Origin of the sequence: Saccharicrinis fermentans DSM 9555 = JCM 21142, assembly GCF_000517085.1 — a bacterium.
GTDB classification, from domain to species: Bacteria; Bacteroidota; Bacteroidia; order Bacteroidales; family Marinilabiliaceae; genus Saccharicrinis; species Saccharicrinis fermentans.
Map to the genome: position 1 here is coordinate 1,817,866 of NZ_KI912107.1, position 21,843 is coordinate 1,839,708.

Annotated in this window: 17 protein-coding genes and 2 pseudogenes; 7 read left to right on the forward strand and 12 right to left on the reverse strand. The window is 36.4% G+C overall.

Translation table 11 applies throughout. The annotated features are described in order from the left end of the window. Positions 1-144 precede the first annotated feature (144 nt). The gene (locus tag CYTFE_RS0107285) at positions 145-3,366 is read left to right on the forward strand and encodes a hypothetical protein (protein WP_027471277.1); all 3,222 of its coding nucleotides are present in this window, start codon (positions 145-147) and stop codon (positions 3,364-3,366) included. A 578-nt stretch (positions 3,367-3,944) separates the two neighbouring features. Here CYTFE_RS0107285 and ltrA read toward each other — a convergent pair. After that, complete coding sequence (ltrA, locus tag CYTFE_RS25450; RefSeq protein WP_244880315.1) at positions 3,945-5,048, reverse strand: group II intron reverse transcriptase/maturase; 1,104 nt, start codon at positions 5,046-5,048, stop codon at positions 3,945-3,947. 769 nt (positions 5,049-5,817) lie between these two features. Here ltrA and CYTFE_RS0107295 point away from each other — a divergent pair. The 4 genes from CYTFE_RS0107295 (at position 5,818) to CYTFE_RS31840 (ending at position 7,996) form a co-directional block, all read left to right on the forward strand. Continuing rightward, positions 5,818-6,543, forward strand: coding sequence for a hypothetical protein (locus CYTFE_RS0107295; RefSeq protein ID WP_027471278.1), 726 nt, complete (start codon positions 5,818-5,820; stop codon positions 6,541-6,543). A gap of 136 nt (positions 6,544-6,679) precedes the next feature. After that, positions 6,680-6,961 (forward strand): transposase, encoded by a 282-nt coding sequence (locus CYTFE_RS0107300; protein ID WP_044262647.1) that lies wholly within the window; start codon positions 6,680-6,682, stop codon positions 6,959-6,961. 11 nt (positions 6,962-6,972) lie between these two features. Then, positions 6,973-7,728 carry a DDE-type integrase/transposase/recombinase gene (locus tag CYTFE_RS25455; protein WP_052343059.1) on the forward strand — a complete coding sequence of 252 codons (756 nt, stop codon included), beginning with the start codon at positions 6,973-6,975 and terminating at the stop codon, positions 7,726-7,728. Beyond that, positions 7,673-7,996 (forward strand): IS3 family transposase, encoded by a 324-nt coding sequence (locus CYTFE_RS31840; RefSeq protein WP_081735934.1) that lies wholly within the window; start codon positions 7,673-7,675, stop codon positions 7,994-7,996. Before CYTFE_RS25455 ends, CYTFE_RS31840 begins: the two co-directional genes overlap by 56 nt. Before the next feature lie 443 nt (positions 7,997-8,439). On the opposite strand, the gene CYTFE_RS0107310 is transcribed toward CYTFE_RS31840, so the two are convergent. From CYTFE_RS0107310 to CYTFE_RS25470, 9 genes and pseudogenes are all read right to left on the reverse strand, one after another. Beyond that, positions 8,440-8,754 (reverse strand): DUF6602 domain-containing protein, encoded by a 315-nt coding sequence (locus CYTFE_RS0107310; protein WP_154665629.1) that lies wholly within the window; start codon positions 8,752-8,754, stop codon positions 8,440-8,442. 21 nt (positions 8,755-8,775) lie between these two features. After that, positions 8,776-9,816, reverse strand: a complete 1,041-nt coding sequence (locus CYTFE_RS25460) for a reverse transcriptase domain-containing protein (RefSeq protein WP_262505578.1) — start codon at positions 9,814-9,816, stop codon at positions 8,776-8,778. Between the two features lie 293 nt (positions 9,817-10,109). Next, positions 10,110-10,604 (reverse strand): hypothetical protein, encoded by a 495-nt coding sequence (locus tag CYTFE_RS0107320; protein WP_044262651.1) that lies wholly within the window; start codon positions 10,602-10,604, stop codon positions 10,110-10,112. 8 nt (positions 10,605-10,612) lie between these two features. Continuing rightward, on the reverse strand, positions 10,613-12,892 hold the full coding sequence (locus CYTFE_RS0107325; RefSeq protein ID WP_027471282.1) for a DUF3289 family protein: 2,280 nt from the start codon (positions 12,890-12,892) through the stop codon (positions 10,613-10,615). 468 nt (positions 12,893-13,360) lie between these two features. Further along, on the reverse strand, positions 13,361-13,873 hold the full coding sequence (locus CYTFE_RS0107330) for a hypothetical protein (RefSeq protein ID WP_027471283.1): 513 nt from the start codon (positions 13,871-13,873) through the stop codon (positions 13,361-13,363). A 377-nt stretch (positions 13,874-14,250) separates the two neighbouring features. Then, the gene (locus CYTFE_RS0107335; RefSeq protein WP_027470237.1) at positions 14,251-15,414 is read right to left on the reverse strand and encodes an IS91 family transposase; all 1,164 of its coding nucleotides are present in this window, start codon (positions 15,412-15,414) and stop codon (positions 14,251-14,253) included. Next, positions 15,411-16,022, reverse strand: a complete 612-nt coding sequence (locus CYTFE_RS25465; protein WP_262505569.1) for a tyrosine-type recombinase/integrase — start codon at positions 16,020-16,022, stop codon at positions 15,411-15,413. The genes CYTFE_RS0107335 and CYTFE_RS25465 overlap by 4 nt, the downstream gene beginning before the upstream one ends. Continuing rightward, positions 16,011-16,232 (reverse strand): annotated as a pseudogene (locus tag CYTFE_RS31435) (phage integrase N-terminal SAM-like domain-containing protein); the annotation flags it as partial. The gene CYTFE_RS25465 and the pseudogene CYTFE_RS31435, both read right to left, overlap by 12 nt. A gap of 233 nt (positions 16,233-16,465) precedes the next feature. Next, the gene (locus CYTFE_RS25470; protein WP_052343060.1) at positions 16,466-16,816 is read right to left on the reverse strand and encodes a tyrosine-type recombinase/integrase; all 351 of its coding nucleotides are present in this window, start codon (positions 16,814-16,816) and stop codon (positions 16,466-16,468) included. A 127-nt stretch (positions 16,817-16,943) separates the two neighbouring features. Between CYTFE_RS25470 and CYTFE_RS0107350 the strand changes: the two genes are divergently transcribed. Both CYTFE_RS0107350 and CYTFE_RS32140 read left to right on the forward strand, forming a co-directional pair. Then, on the forward strand, positions 16,944-17,282 hold the full coding sequence (locus CYTFE_RS0107350; protein WP_027471284.1) for a hypothetical protein: 339 nt from the start codon (positions 16,944-16,946) through the stop codon (positions 17,280-17,282). Then, positions 17,200-17,761, forward strand: a pseudogene (locus CYTFE_RS32140) (IS1634 family transposase); the annotation flags it as partial. The gene CYTFE_RS0107350 and the pseudogene CYTFE_RS32140, both read left to right, overlap by 83 nt. A gap of 229 nt (positions 17,762-17,990) precedes the next feature. Here the strand turns inward: CYTFE_RS32140 and CYTFE_RS0107360 are convergent. Then, positions 17,991-19,940: a heparinase II/III family protein gene (locus CYTFE_RS0107360; RefSeq protein ID WP_027471286.1), complete on the reverse strand. Its 1,950-nt coding sequence runs from the start codon at positions 19,938-19,940 to the stop codon at positions 17,991-17,993. Positions 19,941-20,013: 73 nt separating this feature from the next. Then, positions 20,014-21,801, reverse strand: a complete 1,788-nt coding sequence (locus CYTFE_RS0107365) for an arylsulfatase (protein WP_027471287.1) — start codon at positions 21,799-21,801, stop codon at positions 20,014-20,016. Between the last annotated feature and the right edge of the window lie 42 nt (positions 21,802-21,843).

A 21,843-nucleotide genomic window follows, 5' to 3' on the forward strand; every position in this document is an offset into this window, starting at 1 on the left:
GTAACACGTGCTCATACATCATAGCTTTGCCGCAGGCGCAACACAAAGCTACGCTGCATAGCACAACCGTTAGGCGTAATTATGAACCACACCCATTAGAAATCAATTATATTAGTACAATAATCTATAAATAAGATAGGCGATATGACACCGATGGAAGGTTTAGCAAGTTTTGGAATTAGTATTGGTGCTGGAATTGTTATTGAAGCAAGAAAATTATTTATCAGTACAGAAGTTCGTAAACAAATTAACAAAGCTTTTGAAGAATCATTAAGGGAATATTGCAAAAACCCGGATATTAGGGAGAAAGAGAGACAAAAGATTCAAAATATTTTTCAAAAAGCATCTCAACAGACAAACATAGACTTACGTAACGACGAAATTTCAGGTGATTACGCAAGGTTTTTCTCAATATTTGAAACTAAGCTAGTAAAACAAGAATCAGCTTATAGATACCTCAAAGAAATACGTGACGAGAAACGTTATTTGGAAATAATATCAGAATTCCAAACGGCTATAGAAACATTAAAAGAGGAATTAAAGAATACAAGTTCATCAGAATTAGAACAGGAATATAGGAGACAGGTCAAACAGTACAAATCAAATTTGGAAAACTTCAAACCTAGAACAGCTTTCTCAAATTTGATTGCTCTAGAAAAAAGTTTTGAAAACTATCAGTTTAACCCGACTGATATTATGAAATCAAGTCTAGAAACACTTAAAGGACAGTGTTTAGAATATATGCTCGATAAAAAAAATGAATGGCAAAAAGCATATATAAGAGCTTATAAATTAAATGGGAAATCTAGGGAGAATTTAGAAAATGCATGTTACGCATATTTTAGGTTGAATGAGGATGATAAAGCAGAAGAACTTGCTGATTTATTATTAGGTTTAGACGAATTTAATTCAAAAGCATGGGTGGTAAAATGTCTTATAAAGAAGAACGAAAAACTGTGTGACGTTTTAAAAAGTGTTCCCAAAATAGTCACCGAAGATTTAATATTTAAATCACTAATTCATATCCGTAGCATTGAAAAAGGAACATACGCTGATTTAGCAGAAGCTTTTAGGGCGTATAATATACTAATTGATATTACAGAATTTAATGGGGAGCCAACGACATTTGAGAATTTTAGAGAAAGAGCTTACTTAGTTAATTGTGCTAGTTCTAAGATTGCGAGCTTATATATAAGTTTTAATGAGCGTATTCAGTTGCCAGCGGATTTCTTTTCTCCCATTTTAGCACTTCTAAATAGTTACCTTAAAGCAATAGAAAACTCTGAGATAACATCTGATACAAGTTCATTGAAGTTTTTAAGTTCATATGTTCAGTTTTTAATGAGCGGGAAGAAGGGTTTTGTATATACTATGAAAGATTTCTATACACAATCCCCAAAACAACAACCATACAATTCTCTTATTTTAGCTAATTCCCTGCAATTAATTGGTGACATAAAAGGTGCAGTTGAAGTAATTACAGAGGCAGAAAATCCTACATCTGAGATACTCGCTTTAAAATTGGTTTGTTTTGAAAAACTAGATGATATTGATAACTATATTTCAACTGCAAAGGAATTTTTAAAAGGATTGACGGATATTACCCATCATTTGGGACATCTGTTTATTATTCCTATTGTCTTAAATGATAATAATAGAATATCTGATATTTCAATTGATGAATATATTATCGAGAAACGCTTCCCTAACGAAGAATCAAAAGACTTATTGATCGAAGTTCTGAAAGTTTATAAAGGAGAGAATGATTCACAAACATTGAAAAAACTTGATATGATTTGGGAATCTAAAAATGTCATAGAAACATTTATGCAATCTGCTTTAGCTAATGCATACTTGACTTTAAAAGAATTTCCAAAGGCAATTAATATCTATGAGTCTTTTTTGAATTTTGAACTTCAATCTGAAGACCTTCTTAAATATATTCAAGCTCTTTATTTCTCAAAGTCTAATAATAAAAAACTACTTAAGGTCTTAAAACTCTGGCGGGAGAATTTTTCTTTTCATCCTAAAATTTTAGAATTAGAAGTAGATTTAAAAAGACAGTTATTTGAATGGTCTGAAATAATAGATATTTGTGAGCAGTATTTAACCCACATAGAATTTAATGAATTTATTGTTGCTAATTATGCTATAGCTCTGAATGAAATAGACAATCCTTCAAAAAATCAATTTGTAAAAATTATTTCTTTAATTGAAAAAAATAGCTTCTCTAGTTATCCTAATGCTCGTGCTGTAGCACAATCGCTCATTGAAAATGGATTTTATTTAGAAGGTCTGGAATTATTTTACAAGCAAGCAATTGATGAAAATAATTCACCAGCAAGAACTGATTACTTCATGGCTTGTGTAAAATGCCCAAAGGGAATATTGAAAGAATTTGAGCAGGTTGAAGTTGGACATTTTGTGAAATTTGAAAATAATGGAACTACATCATTTATAGAATTGACAGATGGAAATCCTAATACTAAAGTTTTATTAAATAAAAAGGTAAATGAAAAGGTCTCGTTTAGCGGTAAATTTGGGAATAGTACGCATGATATAATCATCAAGCGAATTATGAACAAATACCTTTCATTACATGATCAAATTGTTCTAGAAGTTGATAATAAAAATCCGTTTAGTCAAATACCTATGCAATCATTTAACGCTGAAAAGCACATTAAAGAAGGTCGGATTTTAGATTTCTTTGAAGAAATCATAGGGAAACAAGATCATAAACCAGATGAATTTATAAATGAATATTACGCTGGTAAAATCTCGTTTACAGAACTTGTTGTGAATGAATACTCTAATAATTACATCCGTGCATATTACAATTTGGAATATGATAAAAAAGGAATAATTCAATATTCTCCACGTCTATATCCAGATATTAATTTATTAAACTACAACAGCTTCATATTAGATTTCACATCGCTACTTAGAATATTTGAACTTCACAGAGAAAAAGGTCTAAGATTCGAGAAAAAGTTCATACTTACATCCAGCATAAAATCTATGATTAAGGCATTATCAAAAGACTTTGTTGGTTACTCTGGTAGTCAATATGTATTGGATACAACCTTTTATCAAGATCTTCTAAATTGGATAAATAATAATTGTATATTAAAAATGCCAACCTCTAAACTCGATATTACACAAGCTATTCCTGAAAAACTAAAGGGAGAGCAAGCTCAAAATATATTTATTGACACTGCACTTTTAAATCAAGAATTAGAGAATTCTATTCTTATTACAGATGATACAATAATGTTTAAGTTTTACCCAATAGGAAGTGGTAAAATTATTGGGACATCAACATTTTGGATTAAATCCAATATTATAGGAATGACTAAAAAAGAATAATAACTACGCCTAATCGAATAGGTGGCTGACAGGATTGTAGCCCTGCCAGTGCACCTTTCACAGCACGACTTTTTACTCCATAAAAAGTACGTACGGGTAACTTCGTTATTCCTCTTCACAAATTAAAATACTATTTTAATTTATTCGAGCATATACGGCGGTTCCTTACATCATGGGGAATCGAAGATCGGCGGAGCCAATAGCGAATTTGTCTTAGTAGGTAAAGTAGCTGTTATTTCATTGTACATAGAAGCTAATGGGATATAGCCTCGCTTTTGAAGTCGTTGCACCGTAATGGTTGTTCCTAAAATAGGACTTTGCCAACAATCTGTTTAATTTAATTTTCGTTGGCGATTTACACTGCGTTACAATTGAGCGATAGCCCAACCACCCATTATTCATAATATATGTATATGCTTTAAGGCATTCATGATTTCGTTCCTCAATTCGGCTTCTGCTCCAAGCATAGGCCATACCAGCTTCAATGCCTAATCGGATCAGGTTTTTCCTTTTCTTGTCAGGCTTTTTTATTCACAAGTGTTCATTTTTTGTGTTCATGATTTCCGCTTTGCTCCAATTCAATGATGCCAAATGCAGTATCTAAGACGATTACGGAGCCAGCCATCCAACTCTTCCAGTTTTGTTTTGATATTGGCATATTTAAAGTTATTGATCCAACCACGTTGAATCTCAATAATCTTCTTTATGCGCTCATCGAAACTCTTGGGATTCGTTTTTCGGGTCTCTTCTTTGAGCTTTGCTTTAAAGCTCTGCCATCGTTTCTTAGTGACTACCAATTGGTATTTACCCTTGATACCTTTGCGGTAAATAGGTACAAAACCAAAGCCTAGTATCTGAAAGTTTACAGGTCGGCGAATACCACTTTTCTCTTTATTAATGGGAAGTTTTAATTTGTCCCGCAGAAATAAGTAGATCGTGTTACCTACCTTCTTTGCTTCAGCCTTAGTTTTGCAGTAAATACTAAAATCATCGGCATAACGTACAAAGCGGAGTCCTAGTCGTTCCATTTCTGAATCCAATTCATGAAGAATTATATTGGATAACAATGGGCTAATAGGACTGCCTTGCGGAACACCTATACGTCGTTTGATGAGTTTACCGTCTTTTTCAAGCGGAGCACGTAGCCAACGACGTATCAAACACATGGTTTGTTTGCATTTAATTTTACGGTACAGCAACTGTAACAATATTGTATGGTCAACCCTGTCGAAAAACTCTTTTAGGTCTATTTCAACAATATGCTGGTAGCCTGAATTAATATAACTCAGTGCTTTTCCTGTTGCTTGTTGCGTGTTACGTTCAGGACGAAATCCATAACTATAGGTAGAAAAATCTATCTCATAATACATCATTACCACCCGTGATACTGCCTGTTGCAGCATACGGTCAATAGCGGTAGGAATACCTAATAATCGGGTTTTACCACCTCCTTTAGGTATTTCCTTGCCACGTATTGGTTGTGGTAAGTACGCTTCGTTCATGATTTGTTCTACCAGTTGGTTACGGTTTTGGTCGAGATGGTCTTTAAGTTCGGAAACTTTCATACCATCAACACCTCCTGCACCTTTATTACGTACCACTTCCTTGCAAGCTATGGTTAAGTTTGCAGGGTAAAGTACCCGTTCAATTAAATGATTAGTGTCCCGTTTTCTTCTTTTCATACTTATTCTTCTTAATTCCCTGCTATATCTCTTTGGGGCTAGAAAGGTTTTAATCCTTTAACTTCCATCAAAGATCAATAGCGATGTAAAGTTCAGCCCTTCTTCAACTTGTGAGTCCTCTGCATATCTTATTGCAGCTCGTTACTGTTGAATACTATGGCGTCGGCTGACTTCTTGCCATAACCAACACGTGGTTGACAAGATCTCCCCTGGTAATAGCTGTATATAATATTTGCTGCGCTAATCGCTCACCAATAACCTCCAATGCCTGCCGCATCTACTTTATAAACACTCGCCTCCTTGGCGTTTGGACGTCACAATGATGTGTTTGCTCATCCGGTTTATAAAGCCTCATATGCGGTTTCTGTCCGTCAGTACCGGAGTTTGCCGTTTGGCTTCCTTCACTGCATAGGTCACCCTATACCAGCTTGCCACTTGCTAACGGTTCGAAGCGTTACCTTCGCCCGTGATGGGACTTTCACCCTCTGGATAAAAATACAGCACAGCCCGAGGTTTATTGAAGATAATTTGTATTTTCAAACTTTTTCAACAATTTCGGGTGTGGGTGTACTGCAGCACATGCAGGGCACACACAAAAGCTAATAAAGCATAGGCTTGCCGCAGGCGCAACACAAGCCTACGACTTCATAGCAATCACGTTAGCCTTCATTACTCAAGGTAACAAAGAACAAATAGCAATAAAAGTGTTTAATAAACAATATTTTCAGCTACAAGGTTTTGAAAGACCTTTTCTAATAATTCAGTTTTTATGCAAGAAGAACCTATAAAGAATACAAGAAACCCAAATACAATTGAACAATTTATAATTGAGCGTTGTGCTCGAAATATACGTATTTTTCATATTGAAGCATTTATCTTTTTTGGTGCTTGCGATATCGCTTTATGGTACTTAACAATTCTGTTTTTTAGTGAGAGTTTTTTAATGGGCTTGGGTATGCTTATTTTGGCATTAGGTATAGGAATATTTCTAATTCTTATTTGGGCAGTAATTAAGGATACTAAAACCAAATCGTATCAAATTATTTCAACTAAAGGAGCTTGGAGTGTCAATTTTGAAGGTCAAGGTAAAAATTACCACCCTGTTTCAAGAGTGAATGATGAAAAAATTTGCATGGTTGTTCCAGGTATGGCTACTGCTCCTAAATATGGTGAAATTAAAAAAATTGAATATGAATATGTGAATATTCTTAATTTTGCTGTATTTGGATACAATAATATCTTTATTTCAATTGATAAAATAGGATTTAGCGAAAAGCATCAGACTTATGTTGAGAACTTAAAACCAATTGGACTGCTATCCGTGGTCATAAGCATTGTCTTTTGCTTTAGTTTGATGTTTTGTTTTCTTATTGAATTTGATTCAATATGGCTTTCATTTCTCTGTTTATTCTCGTTTTTCATCTTTGTAAGAACGACTGTTATTTGGGTTGGCAATAATAATCTTCGTAAAAGCTTAACTATAGAAGTTCCTTGATTACAATCTGGAAAATTAAATTGTGATGAAATTCATGTTGTTACATACTAGGAATAAGAAAATCGGTTTAGAATGAATTGTATATTAGCCCGTAATAAAACCGAGCAGAAAAATAAACAATTAAATTTGTACTGCTATGGAAAAAAAGACACGTTTTACGACAAAAATCAAAACAGAAATTGTTCTGTCCTTGCTTCGAGGAGAAAGCATGGAGGCTGCAAGCCGTAAGTATGGAGTAACGATCGCCGATCTGAGTTTTTGGCGTGATCAGTTTGTTAAGCATGGAGCTGATGGATTTAAGCGCAAGCCCGATGATTCTAGACTAAAGGAGGCCGAACGTATGATTGGTAAGCTGCAAATGGAGTTGGAACTCACAAAAAAAAAGAACGAATTGGTAGCAAAACTAAAAAGGAGATAATCGCCTTGTTGATGAAAGAGGTTTGCTCTATAACGCAAAAACCATATCCAAAGCGACTTATATTTAAGGTAGTGGGTTATAGTAGTAGCACATGGTATGAGAAACCAGTGGCAAAAACAGGTAAACGAGGTAGAAAACCCCTTCATAGTGATGAGACCGTCTTGCATGAGATCAAGGTTGAAATTCAGAATAGTGTATTTAAATCTGAAGGCTATTTCAAGGTTAAAAAGCGCATGCAAAGAAGGCCTAACAATGCCATTAGGGCTGGGAAAGAGCGAGTGAATAAGCTTATGCGTGAGAATGATTTACTGAGTCCAAACAGGAGATCCAGAAGTACTAAGAAGAACGATCATAAGGGGCGCATTATAACTGACAAACCAAATATAATGTGGGCCACTGATGGCAAAAAGTTCTGGATTAATGGAAGTGGGTGGCACTGGTTTTTCGGTGTTATTGACCATTTTAATGACGAAATATTGGCATGGCATATAGCAAAGATTGGTAACCGTTTTGCGGCTATGGAGCCAGTACGTTCTGCTATTCGGAAACAATTTGGCTCCGTTAATAGAGATGTTTGCAGAGGTATGGAGCTGCAGTTACGTAGTGATCACGGTTCACAATATGACTCTGCAGACTTTATGAATGAGATGAAGTTTCTTGGCCTAGGAATGTCGAAGGCGTATGTGAGGTCGCCGGAATGCAATGGCATAATTGAGCGGTTTCACCGTACCCTGGAGGAAGAGACTTCTACAGATCAAGCCTTTTAATTCTATTGAGGAAGCTCAACGGGAAATAGCTGAATTTATTGACAATTACAATACACATTGGATATTACACAGGTTGAACCATTACTCCCCGATGGAGTATAAACGAATGTATATAGAAGCGCTGAAGAACGCCCAGTCCGATACTTCGGGTAATATTGAGCCAGAGGGCCAGTTTGTCCTCCTTTTGAGTGGTTCGATACCACGAAAAAAGGATCAAACACAAAAAATAAGCAAAGGGGTAAAACTTGCGGAAATATCCCTTTCGTAGATCCTTCGGTATAACAAATCACCGTCGGACCAGTTTGTCCGACACAAAAATAGAAAAAAACTAAAAAAGTGCTCGGTTTTTAGAGGCCAATACAGTTTAGAATGAATTGAAAAATAACGAAAGGCTAATTGAGTAGACTGCCGCTAGGCCATTAGCCTAGCGGAGAGCCTCTCACAGCACGACTTTTTACTTCTTAAAAAGTACGTACGGGTAACTTCGTTATTCCTCTTCACAAATTAAAATACTATTTTAATTTATTCGAGCATATACGGCGGTTCCTTACACCATGGGGAATCGAAGATCGGCGGAGCCAATAATGAGTTAGATTTAGTGGATAAAGAAGATGTTATTTCATTGTACATTGTAACTAAAGGAATATAACCTCGTTTTCTGAGTCTTTCCACCGTTATGGTTGTACCTAAAATAGGATTACCTGCCGGGCTTTATTGATTTTTCTTCATTGTATACATCTTCACATAACGTCCCATTATTCCAAAATCATTGTTGTCAGCCACTTTTCCTTCTGAATTCACCACATGTCCTTGTTTTACTAAATACCTTTCTGGTAAAAACAAGCTAATTTTTTCTCTAACCAAATTTTCAACTTCATCACCTTTCATTTTAGCAGTAAACACTCTTAGCCTTGCAGGGTAGAGTAGAGCCTGATAGCTTACTCCCATTATTACTTCTAAAAGTAGCAATAATAAGTAAACTATCAGCGCCCCCTTCATCAAACCGTACGTGAAGTTTTCCCTCATACGGCTTACCGATAGAGTTCTTCATTGAGCTTTCGCAAGGGTTTTCAAGCGTGCATACTTTTCCAAGTCTAACAGCCTTTTGCTTTGTACAAAAGTACTGTATGGTCGCTGGCGAAGCGACTTGTGCGCTTTACGTCCTTTGCTTTTGAGCCATTTAAATAGTTTATAATCCAAGTGTTTGATGATAACCTTTATGGTTTCCCAAATGTGCGTTACCTTACTTATAGAGAAATAATTAAGCCAACCTATTAATAATGAGTTGAGCTTGTAAAGCAAAGGTTCAATCTTCCAATGCCTACGTTTTGCTAAAAGCTCACGAATGTTGGCAAAGAGTTTACTCCTTGATTTCATACTCGGGCGGACGTTGGTATAGTTCTTCCTGTTCCAAGCGAATTTGGAGCGGATTACCCTGAACTCAAACCCCAAAAAGAATAGGCTTTTCTTATGCACATGCAAAATAGTTGTCTTTTCCTTATTGATGGTCAGTCCCATCCTTGTCATTAAGGAATTGATATAAGCCAGTATTTCCCTACTGTAATAGTAAGTACCCATCTGTACAAAATAATCAGCATAACGGACTATGCAAATGTTGCCCTTGGCAAACTTACTATTTGGACTATTAACAATGCGGTCAAAAGCATGCAGGTAAATATTCGACAGCAATGGACTGATAACTCCTCCTTGCGGAGTGTCTGCCCTGAATGTCAGAAGCTTCCCGTTCTTTAATTGTTTGGGTGTTTTCAGCCATTGCTTAATAATATTCAAAATCCCGTTGTCACTGATACGCTCTTTGAGCAGTACAAACAGCTTATCATGAGGGATGGTATCAAAGTATTTCGACAAATCTGTGTCATAAATAAAATGATGCCCTTCATAAATGTTCTTCTTGATTTGCTTGATCGCATTATGTGCTCCACGCTTTGGTCTAAATCCATACGAAGTTTCTTCAAAGTCGGCTTCCCAGAGTGGCTCTATTAACATCTTTACTGCCATTTGTGCAACTCTATCTCTAATGGTTGGAATTCCCAACTTTCGAAACTCGCCTTTCTTTTCCTTCGGGATTGATAATTCGGCTTGGTCATTTGAACATACCGAGCTTCAGCGATAATCCTCACGGATATAACTGTCAGCAGTTCTTCTAAATGAACAACAAATTATTGCGATAAGTGAAAGTAAAACCAAGTTTACTTGGATTATGCTGAATGAAGCAATAATCTTAACAAAAATTATTTAGGTAGGATTTGCACCTAGTGAATTACCACAGCTTCGTGGCACACCAACGGTTATGCTATGCATCGTAGCTTTGTGTTGCACCTGCGACAAAGCTATGATGTATGAACACGTGTTACAAAACGTTATTTATTACAAGTCCATATGGTATCCTGTCTGCCTTTCGGATGGTTACAATACCACATATTGGGATTATCTTCGGAACGGTAATAAGCAAAGAATGCTAAACAATCTTTGCTACAATCTCCATTTCGCCCAGAACCATCTCCATAAATTTCATGTTTTTTATCTTCCTTATGCTCAATGTAATATTCAGTGCAAGTGGTTTTTTCGAAAAATAAAATAAAAAATAGGTTAACATCAAAATTTTCGCAAATAATAGAGTCTGTTGCTAAAAAACTTTTTGTGTATAAATAGTCACTAATTAAGCTATCAACAATTAATTTATTCTTAGGCAAATTATCTATTAAAAGATATTCCCTGAGCGTAAATTTAGTTAAGTCCCCTCCTTGGGAAACTCCTGTCTTATTCTCAAGTCTAAACACCTTGGGTGGCTTATCTTTATTAGGCATGCAGGAAAATAGCACACCTAAAACGAACAGTAATAAAATATACTTCATTATTAAAATTATAAACTTTTGAATTCAGGTAAATTATTAATTTTCTCTTTAGTTTCTTCTGCTCTTAAAGCTTCTCTTTTATTATTGCGCTCCATTTTGCCTTTATTTATATTACCTTCAAACTCTTTTGTGAAGGTTATTTTGGTAACAAATGGCTTGTATCCTCTTAGGTGTTGTAATGCAAACCAAGCAGCAAAGGCTTCCTTTGCTACAGGAATAGTATTAGGGATATCTTCAATATCTGTAATATCAAGTCCAAAATGATCCCATAAGGTTACCTCATAGCTTATTTTATAATTATCATTGTCAAACTGAACTTCTGATACATACACTTCTGTTGCCCAAATATCATTTAAAGCAATCGTTTCACCTTTTATAGTATCTAAAAGAGAACCAAATGTTGGCTTCGCAAAGTTTGCTCCTTTCGCAGTTGTTTTCCCTCTATAACCCCTTTCGTCATAATTTTTATCAATTTGCTTTTCAATAATATCTGACAATTTCCCTTTACTTGTTTTTATTTTTTCTGCAATAAAGTCTTCCAAATTTGAACAATATTCCAAGGTAGCTTTATGATTTGCGATATCATTGGTTAATATAGGATCTTCGTAAATACCTCCTTCGTTACGTTTGAATTTTGCAATCATACGTTCAATATTGCCTTCCATTTCACCATAGGAAAAACATAGTGTTGCCCACTCTTCAAATGCTTTAAAAATATTCTCATCACTTGTGTCCCAGAATAGCAAATTACCTTCATGATAATCCTTTATATCTTTTCCAGAATCTTCGTACACCCAATCTTTAATGAGCCATGCTTTAGCATCATAAATTCGTTCTTTAGAATAAATGGCTTTAGGATAGTTAACTTTATCAAAATCGTCAGCTATTCTCATCATTTCTGCATTGTTTTGAGCATCAATCTCTCTTTGTACATTAGCAAAATGATCTGAACCTTCTGACGGTGTAGAGTGATTAAATGATTTGTCGAATGGATTTTCTTTTAAGTTTTCAACATTTGCAAAAATTGCATGTTTGTTAATATCAAAACCTCTTTCAATATATTCTTTTTTAAATCGCTCTACAGATTCCGAATCATATACATTATTTGGAGTTTTAGTTGCGATACCTTTACCATAGGTTAAATCTTCCGCAATATTTGTACCTTCTCTATTTAACCCTGGAACTTTAAATCTATCCACGCAAAAAGGAAAACAAACAACAGGCACTTCTACACTCACATCCTTACTGGCTTCGTTGCACCATGCATAAACTCTAATGTTTTCGGCTTCTTCGGGAGTGTATTTATAACAGATTATGCCATCTTGCTCAAAAGCATTGGATATGGTAAGTTCTTTCAGCTTTCCATCATTATTTAGTTCTACGCTCCACTGCGTGTTGTTTAACTTATAGCCCTCACCATCGTTGTATTCGGTGGCTTTGTAAATATAACTGTTCCCCATTATCAACTCCTCCACTATTTTGCCGTCTTCGGTAAACGGTCCTTCAAGCTTCTTAACCAATAACGCCTTTTTTTCGGTTGATTGAACCGGTGCAGCGGTAGCAGGTTTCCATGGTTGATGAATATCGGTAATCTTCCACACTTTTCCATGCTGTATATTTCTATTTTGTGTGATGGCAGGCGATAAGCGCATTTGCATCATCATGGCTGAGTTACCATGCGAACTCATCTTTTCTCCGATGCTTATACAAAAGCAATCCCAAAATTGGATTTTAAAAGCCATGTCGCCATCTCCTTCATAAAATTCTATTCTACCATTTTTGAGTTGAGAGGATAACATCCATTCGTACCAAAAATCATCATCTGATGAAGATGCTAGCTCCAAATTGAAAATACCTCCGAATTTATTGTATTCAACCGGTTTACATATGGCTTGCTGAGGACGTATATATCTATCGTATTTCCGATCTATATTCGGGATAATACCATGGTCGAGTCCTTTGCTATAACGTAATTTTGTCAACGCAGAATAATACCTTTCTTTGGGCGTTTTTGGTGCATCATCATGATAGAGCGAAGTAAGGTTACTTTCTGCCTCTTTTAATGCTTCTCTTTTTAATTCATTATCTAAACGACTTAATCTAATGGATGACACGTTTCTATTATGATAAGTTGATAGCTTGTTTTCATCATCCGTATCAAAAGGAAAATTCAATTGCAAGAACTTTCTGTAGGAATCTTTATTGTCTTTTACAGGACAAAAATATTCATAGTGTAACGTATTTAGCCAACGTTCATTATTGTCGACTATTAATTTTAATTTATACATATATTCAGTTTGGTTGACCTTTAATATTATCCTTAAATATACGTCTTGTTTTTAATGTTTTGTAACGGCTCAAAGTTGTTGAAAAAAATTAAAAATACAAATTATCTTCAATAAACCAAGGGCTGTGTTGCATTTTATCCAGAGGGTGAAACGAAGTTCACGAATGCTTTCATATAAATATTTGTATTCGTAAAATCCTATCACAGAAGAAGGTAACGCTTCGAACCGTTAGCAAGTGACACTTTTTACGAATGTAAAAACGTAGTGGTTGTTTGTGACGACAGCTGTGAAGATTATTTGTGAGCGGTTAGCGCAGCAAATACCGACGGCAAATTGGCTCCGCCGATCTTCGATTCCCCATGATGTAAGGAACAGCCCAGTACGAGACCCGTATGCTAGGTGGTGTGAGAGCTTCTCCGATAGGCTAATTAATAGCCTATCGGCTGGCTACTCAATTGTACACTGGCACTATTTAGCTGCTTTGGGGAAAACATTTTCTCGCTTCAAGAATCCGTCATGACTAGTCAAATACAAGTAAAAGTCTGCAAGTTTATAATTAACATTTACGTCAATCTTTAATTCAATAAACTTTAAACTCTTATCGTCAGTTTTCAACTTGTATCTCATGGTTTTAATTACGCCCTTGTCAACTACTTGAAATAGGCTAATCTTTTCTACATTACCAATTGCTACTGAAGCCATTTGAAACGATTCATTATACATTTCCATCCCACGCATAATTCTTCCATGAACTAAAGGCGTTATATAATCTTTCTCTTTTAGAAACCTAACACCATCTTTATGATTCATTGAAGTTATAATGTCTTTTGCAACCTTGTTACCTGTACTTTTAAGTTTTGGGTCTAGCTTGTCTAAAGAAATTTTTGGGTATTCACTTGGTCCACAAGAAGTAATAAGGAATATTCCAAACGTGATTACTAGAATACAATTTTTCAAAAGGTAAGGCTTATTCTTTTTCATTTTTTTTACTTCTAATTAATTTCTTCTGAGGTATGCTCTGTCATGCTTGTGTACAACTTATAAGGATTTTATCCTTTGTTCGACCAAGATAAGTAAAAAGTTGAACATTGATAAATATCCAAAATTATGATTGCTAATATTTATTAGTCATGAAGGATAAAATTACGTTGAACGAAGGCGGCCTAACCTATGCACATTTCATCTAGTTCTTTTTCTTTGTAAACGCTCTGATCCTAATATTTCTCTGTTATTTATACAACATTCTTTCATCAGCATGTTAATTTCGTTTGGTTTAAGGCATAACAATCCCGTTACACCCACATGAACGGTTGTTTTATTTGCATCCATGAAACAAAGAACGTTTTATCTGCTTAATGTCATTCTAGTTGGTGCAATATCCTTGTGCGAACCATTATGCCTTTATTGCATTTGGGGCATATGCAAGGATCCTTTCCTATTAATGCTCTTAACACTTCATATGAGGTAAGGCCTTCGAGGTTTGACAACCACATATTTTCACCCACTAGTGCAATTACCTGTTCTCGTTTACCATGTATATGTACCGTTGCAAGTATGCCAACATATCTGATTTTAAAGAATCCGCTAGGTAAGACGTGATGTATAAAACGCCTCACAAATTCAAGTTGATTTAAGGTCATTTGTTTTTGCTTGCTATTTTGTCTGTAATCTTTATAGGTAAAGCTCACTTGCTTGTCCGATAAAGATGTTAGCCTATTATTAGATATAGCTACCCGATGGGTGTATCTGCCCAAGTATTGTAATACACTGTTGATACCCCCAAACGCCTTTTTACAGTATACATTCCATCGTTTACTGTACAGTTCTGATTTCAACATTTGAGCTCCTTCAAACTCCTTAGGTAACCTCAGTTTTTCCTTGATCAGTAGTTTTTCGAGTTGCTTAACTAGTATACCTCTAAACATGCCAGACAATGCCTTTACGGGCACAAAGAACTTCTTGGGCGAAGCAACCCATTCCATACCATCCGTAGACAGGCCGCCAGCGGGAACCAGCATATGAATATGGGGATGATACATTAATGTTTGCCCCCAGGTATGCAGTACACATAGTGCTCCAACATCAGCACCTAAAAATGAAGGATTGCGTCCTGCATTTTGTAAAGCTTGGGAGGCAGAACGAAACAGTAAGTCATAACACGCTTGTTGGTTGATGTAAAACAATGGATGTAGCTCCCTTGGTATGGTAAATACAATATGAAAGTAGCGTCCGGGCATTAATCGACTAGTGAGCTTATTGACCCATTGCTGCTGCTTTAAATACTGACACTTGGGGCAATGTCTATTGCGACAAGAGTTATAGGACTGTTGACTGTAACTACAGCTGCTGTTATTACAATACGCAATATGACCGCCTGCTTCTGATGTACGGCACCTTGTTATAGCTTCAATAGCTTTTTGTTGTTCTTTGTTCAACCTTAACTTGGTAGCAATATCATCTTGACAGCTCCTCACAACATCGGCCACTTCTATTTTCTGTTTACTATTTTCGGTGTGACTCATGGCTGTGCCTGCTTTATTGGAATTAACAAATTGGGAACTTCGCCAAGGTAAGGGTGAGCCAAATGAAGATAACCTGAGGTTGTTTTTAGTGAACTGTGTCCCATCAGTAACTGCAACCGTTTCAAATTGATACCTCTTTCAAGCATATGAGTAGCAAAACAATGTCGTAACACATGAGGCGATACGCCTTTATTTATACCTACTGATAAGGCAGCACGTGATACTATCTTACGAAAACTTGTTGCGGAATATTTCTTCCCTTTTTTAAAGCCCTCAAAAAGATACTTCGAAGGACGATACTGTTTAAAATAAATTCTGAGTTGTTCTAATATATCCTCTGGAAGTGGTACTTCTCGGCTTTTATTACCCTTGCCCTTTATGCGTACAACCAAACGTGCCGAATCTATTTGCTCAGGCAACAAACTTAGAGCTTCTTCGCACCGCATGCCCGTTGCATAAGTCAACATCATTAATGTACGATGTTTGACATTATATGAACTTGTCACCAAACGATAGGCATCTGACTGAGACAAAACCGTGGGTAGTTTCTTCGCTACTCTTGGACGCTTTATCTTAATGCCATCCCACTTGTTCCCAAGTATATCCACCCAAAATATTTTCCAGGCACTAATCATTTGGTTGATGGTACTGTTCGAAAGCTTTTTTTCTTGAAGAAGATAATAGCAGAAATCTTTTACTTCCTGATGACTAAGTGTTGACGGAGACCTCCTGTAATACTTTGCCAAAATCGAGAGCATAGATACATAAGTATCTACAGTTCTCTCACTGTAACCGCGTAAGCGCATTTCTTGAATGACCTGCGCGCGTAATGTTTTTTTTTCATCTTATAAAGTATTAATGAATAATACTTTAAGTTACCACTTTTCTAATTAGCGACGAAGGAGCTTTCGTTCAACTTGTTTATATACGGAACTTTTATCCTTTTATCCAACAATTTTGGTTGGCTATGCGGAGGTTTTGATGTTTTTATACTTTTTACTTCCCAGTAAAAAAGACGAGAATTCCCACTTTAATGCAAGTTAAGTATGTTTTACATATTATCAAATGGATCTTTAATCTTTCTTATACTGGTCTCTGTAACATGAGTGTAAATCATAGTTGTCGTTGGACTACTGTGCCCCAAAAGTTCTTGGATGTATCTAATGTCAGTTCCATTCTCTAATAAATGTGTGGCAAAACGATACCTCAGTGTATGTAATACAACATGCTTTTTTAATCCTACTTTATTCACGGCATTTTTTAATACCCTTTGTGCACTCGAACTACTATATTGTTCCCCTTTCTGACCTTCAAATAAATAATATTTGGGTTTATATTGTTTATAGTATTCTCTTGACCTATCTAGAGCGTTTTCAACAAATTTCAGCTTTTTTTTAGGCAAAATCGGTCGTTTTGGGGCAGTTTAATTTTGCAAGTAGCTGGTTATCTGTTGTAGCTTTTTTCGAAAATCCATTTATTGTACACAGGGGCGTATTGATTTTGAATAAATTAGATAGTTTCTTTGGGGCATGTATTTCAAAGTATCCATGCGCAAAAATCCAGAATCTGGAGTTTACTCTGGTTATTATCGATTGGTTGAGAGCTACCCCAACGAAGACGGTAGGGTATCCCACCGCACCATGGTCAATGCCGGATACTTAGATGATTTGAATGCAAATCAATTAGTTGTAATACAAAAGCTTATCACAGAAAAGGCCGAAAACTGCAATAACCCTTTGTTCACTTATCAAGAAAGTGACGATAGCCTCGTAAATAGTCTTTGCAAGGAAACTCCAGACAGAAAAGCATCCGGTTGCATCATCAATAAAATGGTCGGTAAAAGAAAACATAGAAATCAATGCGCGTAGTGCAGTCTATTTTTTGCGCACCTCACTTGAAAATTACGATGAAGATGTTTTATGGAGTTTTTACAATACCATCCGGGAGATTGAAGCTTCTTTTCGAGTTTTAAAAACCGATCTTGATTTACGCCCAATTTATCACAAAACCGATTCAAGTACAATGGCTCATCTGCACCTTGGGTTGTTGGCATATTGGGTAGTGAATACAATCAGGTATCAACTAAAAAGTAAAGGGATAAACCATGGATGGAAAGAATTCGTCCGCATAATGAATACACAAAAGGCGGTTACAGCAACTGCTCAAAACGTAGAGAATCAAACTATTTCAATAAGACGTTGCTATGAGCCTAACGAAAAAGTAAAACAATTATATGATGCTCTGAAATACAAATATCCTCCCTTTACCCGAAAAAAATCTGTAGTACACAAAATGAAAATAAAAAAATACGCAAGTGGCTACAAAACAAGAATCTCCGCCAATTTAGCTGCAATGTGGGGTAAATTACAAGTAATGTTGGCGAGTTGTTGGAGTTGTTATAGTTGGCAAGTTTTTGACGATAATATTCCCCACCTATCTGCAGGAAGGGTTTGCTGAAATACAAAAATCAAAGAAATCAACGAGTAAGATGAGAGAATAATCTGTATCAGAAAAGTGTACTGCGGCATATACAAAGCATACACACGCAGTCACCACAAACATATTTACAAACTAATTTACTCCTCAATAGGCGTATAACGCACAGTAATGGACCCTGACGTAAGAGGTTCAACAAAATCAATGCCAATGCGATATGATTTTTTACCACTACGCAAGTGTTTCACGGGTACTACTTCATCTGTAATTTTAAACGCAGCTCCATTGGAACTTACTTCTGCTTTTACTTTTTGGTTTTCTGAAGTAATAACGATCGTTTTTTCATCCACCACTTTATAATCTACATTTACCATAACGGCAGTACCAAAAATAACTGGAGACGATGTTTTAAATTCATCGCTAACGGTGATAGTACCATTTCCGTTTCTATCGTTGATCATGGTTCTGTTTAAGATCTTCAACTCTGGAATTTCATAAGCAGCTTTGATATCCATAGTTACCATGTCTTTATTTTTCTGAAAGCGGGTTTTCGTAATAATCCCTTTATGCTCCTTTCCTTTGGATTGTAAAGTATTATTAATTCTAGGTACAGGATGTCCCCAAGAACTGCGGGCCGGATTATGATCAGAGAAAGCACCTGCTATATAAGAAGGTGCACCAATATCTCCCGAGATATAATCATCACCCAACACAACTACGTAGCTACCTACATCCATATGATTATGGTTTTCGGCATTGTGACCAGCTTTCATTGAAATGGAGAATGGTATTCTTTGCGAACCACGAGAAATAACAATTCCCATATCATCAAAATAAGTATACGCAGGTAAAACTGTTTTAGTATACGGTGCCGTATAATCATCACCATCCTTCCATACAATTAAGCTTTGAACACTTTCATCCGGCACAAAGGTAAGCGGTTTTTTAGCACCATAATGCTTAGCCGCCATTACATAGGCAAAATTATCACTACCGGGCTTAATTCGGGTTACACCATCTGCAAAAGGAGAATACATACCCTCATGAATTTGGAATCGTTCGGGAAAATTGGCCACATTATTTAACTTCTGAGGATCGTTAAAAGATATCAGGTCAACTTTACCATTGGTATAATCATCTAAAATTTCAGCTAAATAAAGATAATGACCAAAACCATAATTCCAATAACCGGTTCCCTCGGAGCAATAACCATCTGCGCCAAAGCCTGATAAATAGTAGACCATGCTATTTAAAGCGCAACCAATAGCGGCAATTCGTTCATCATAACTTTTAGAGGCAACAATGGTGGTAAAAATAGTACCACTGGTACAAACCGAATTCCAGTTACTGGTACTACGAATCCAGGTATTGCTTTTCGTATCTTCACCTTTACAGCTTCTGAGATAAGAATCCATTATACGCCACTGTAGCTGTTCATCTATTTTTGCTTTTAATGCTGCCGGCAATTTATCCTCTAACAAAGAGTTGGCCATAGCCAGTACTAAACCAAATTTTCGAGCCCCCAGGTCAATAGCAACCCGTTTTCCCTCCAGCACACTGTTTTCCCGGTCATCATGATTGGGATGCATCCATGATTTCATTGCGACTATAGAGTCCACATAAACGACTATTTGAGGAAGAAAACGTCCTTTATTCTCGATACACTCACCCAAAATATAACGCTCCAGTCTATCCATCGTTCTATAATAACGAGGCTTATAAATACCTCTATTTCCTTCTTTATTGGCTCTACGATAAATTTCGTCCGTTATTGGTACTTCCGGTGCTTTGTCTAACTGGGCAAGTGCTTCTTTCAGGTATTCCTTACCTTCTTCCCCATCAGCAACCCTATCCCAATGCTTCCGGTCAGAAATAGGTGGCGCAGGCTGAAAAGCCTCCTGAGGCACCACTTTCTTGAGCATTTCAATTTGAAGTGCTGTTGGATATATCAATTGAGGATCTGCGGCTTTTAGATAGGCATCTATATCTAACACCTCTTGTTTTTCTTTCGGCGCTGAGTAGCTCATTACTCCGCTCACCAAAAAAACAAGAAAAAGCATTCCTAATTTATCGACTTGAATACATTTCATATACGCTCATTTAATTTTTAATACTTTGGGCACTTTTTACAACATACAACCGGACCATGCCAGTTTTATCAAGCTATAACTTTTCTATATAAACATAATAAGCTGGATGCACCCTTTTCATTTCATCAATTAAACGTGCTTCCATATCATATTTTCCTGCAGGAACATGGAGCTTAAAAGTTACTTCCTCTTGTCCTTCTTCTATAGGTCTCACTTTTGTTTGTCCGGCCACATAGAGATGCGCCTCAGTAAAATCGTTTTTCACACTAGCCGGCGCCGTCTTATCCAGCTCCACTCTTTTATTTTGCGCAGGAAAAGTTGCATTGATAGCATATGCACTTTCACGTGGAAATCGACGCAAAGAGATGGTGTACTCACCTCCGGTAACAAATTCAATTTTCCAGATCCCTTCGGCCTGTTCACCAGTAATAGCGCCATTTTGATGCCAGACACCTTTATAGGCACCAATGATTAAATCATGAGAACATATTTTACTTGGATTTTCATAAGGAGTTCCCACTTTGATATAGGCATAACGCTGATCCACACCATCATCAAGAAAGGACTGCCACCAATTTTTATACCCTACGGCTAATCGCGCGGCCACTTCAGGGTATTGATCTATCACATTATTTTCCTGTCCTAAATCTTTTTTAATATCATATAATTTATCGCCATCCACCAAGCGCCAGGTTTCATCCATTACGGTATACTTTTTATACTTTATCAGATTTTGCTCACGTTGCGTATCCATGTATAAAATACGATTAGGCCACGCCGGATTATCTTCTGTTAGCAAAGGCTTAAGACTTTTACCATCCAATGGTTTCACCGGATTAAATTTAACACCCAAGAGATCCACAAAGGTGGGAAGTAAGTCATAATGAGCAACAAGCTGATCTATATTTTTTCCACCACTTAAATCACCATTGGGCCAGCGAATAAAAAACGGAACACGATGTCCTCCATCATACTGACTACCTTTACCGCCCTTTAAACCGGCATTATAGGTACTACGTCCTGCTGATGTTCCATTATCTGTAGTAAAAATAAGAATGGTATTATCTGTCAAGTTCAACTCATCCAATTTATTCTCCAACTTTTTAAAATTATCATCTATATTGGTGATCATTCCATAAAAGCGACGAAGCCTAGGATCTAATTTTTCAAATTTCTTTCCTTTATATAGGTCTAAATATCTTTGGTCGACATTATAGGGAGCGTGTGGTGCATTGGTAGACAAATAACAGAAGAATGGCTTATCTTTATTTTCCTCAATAAAATCCAAAGCCTTTGAAAAAAATATATCGGTACAATACCCTTCAAATTTTTGTTCCACCCCATTATGCACGTAAGTATCATCAAAATAATCATTCATCCAAAAATCCGGTCCTTGGCCAATACCACCTGCCCCATGTCTAACCACCTCATGAAAGCCTCGATCTTCGGGTCGGTATGGATAGTTATCACCCAAATGCCACTTACCGAACATGCCATTTGTATATCCATTTTGAGCCAACACCTGAGGAAGAATAATCTCATCCTCAAATAGAATAGAACGTCCTGCTATGGTATGAAAAACATTGACCCTGTTACAATGTCGACCGCTCATTATGGAGCTTCTGGTGGGTGCACAAGTAGTACTCACATGATAATTGGTCAGTCGAACCGCATCGTTATAGAACTTATCAATGTGAGGTGTCTTCACATAAGGGTTTCCTGTACATCCCAAATCGCCCATACCTTGGTCATCGGTAATGACAAAAACAATATTAGGTTTTACTGATGTAGACTGTGCCAACAAAGGAATAACATTACATAGCAATGCAAGGCACCATATAAATAGATTTTTGGTTTTCATATATTTAATTTTTAATATACTTGTCCTTCAATATTTTTCAAT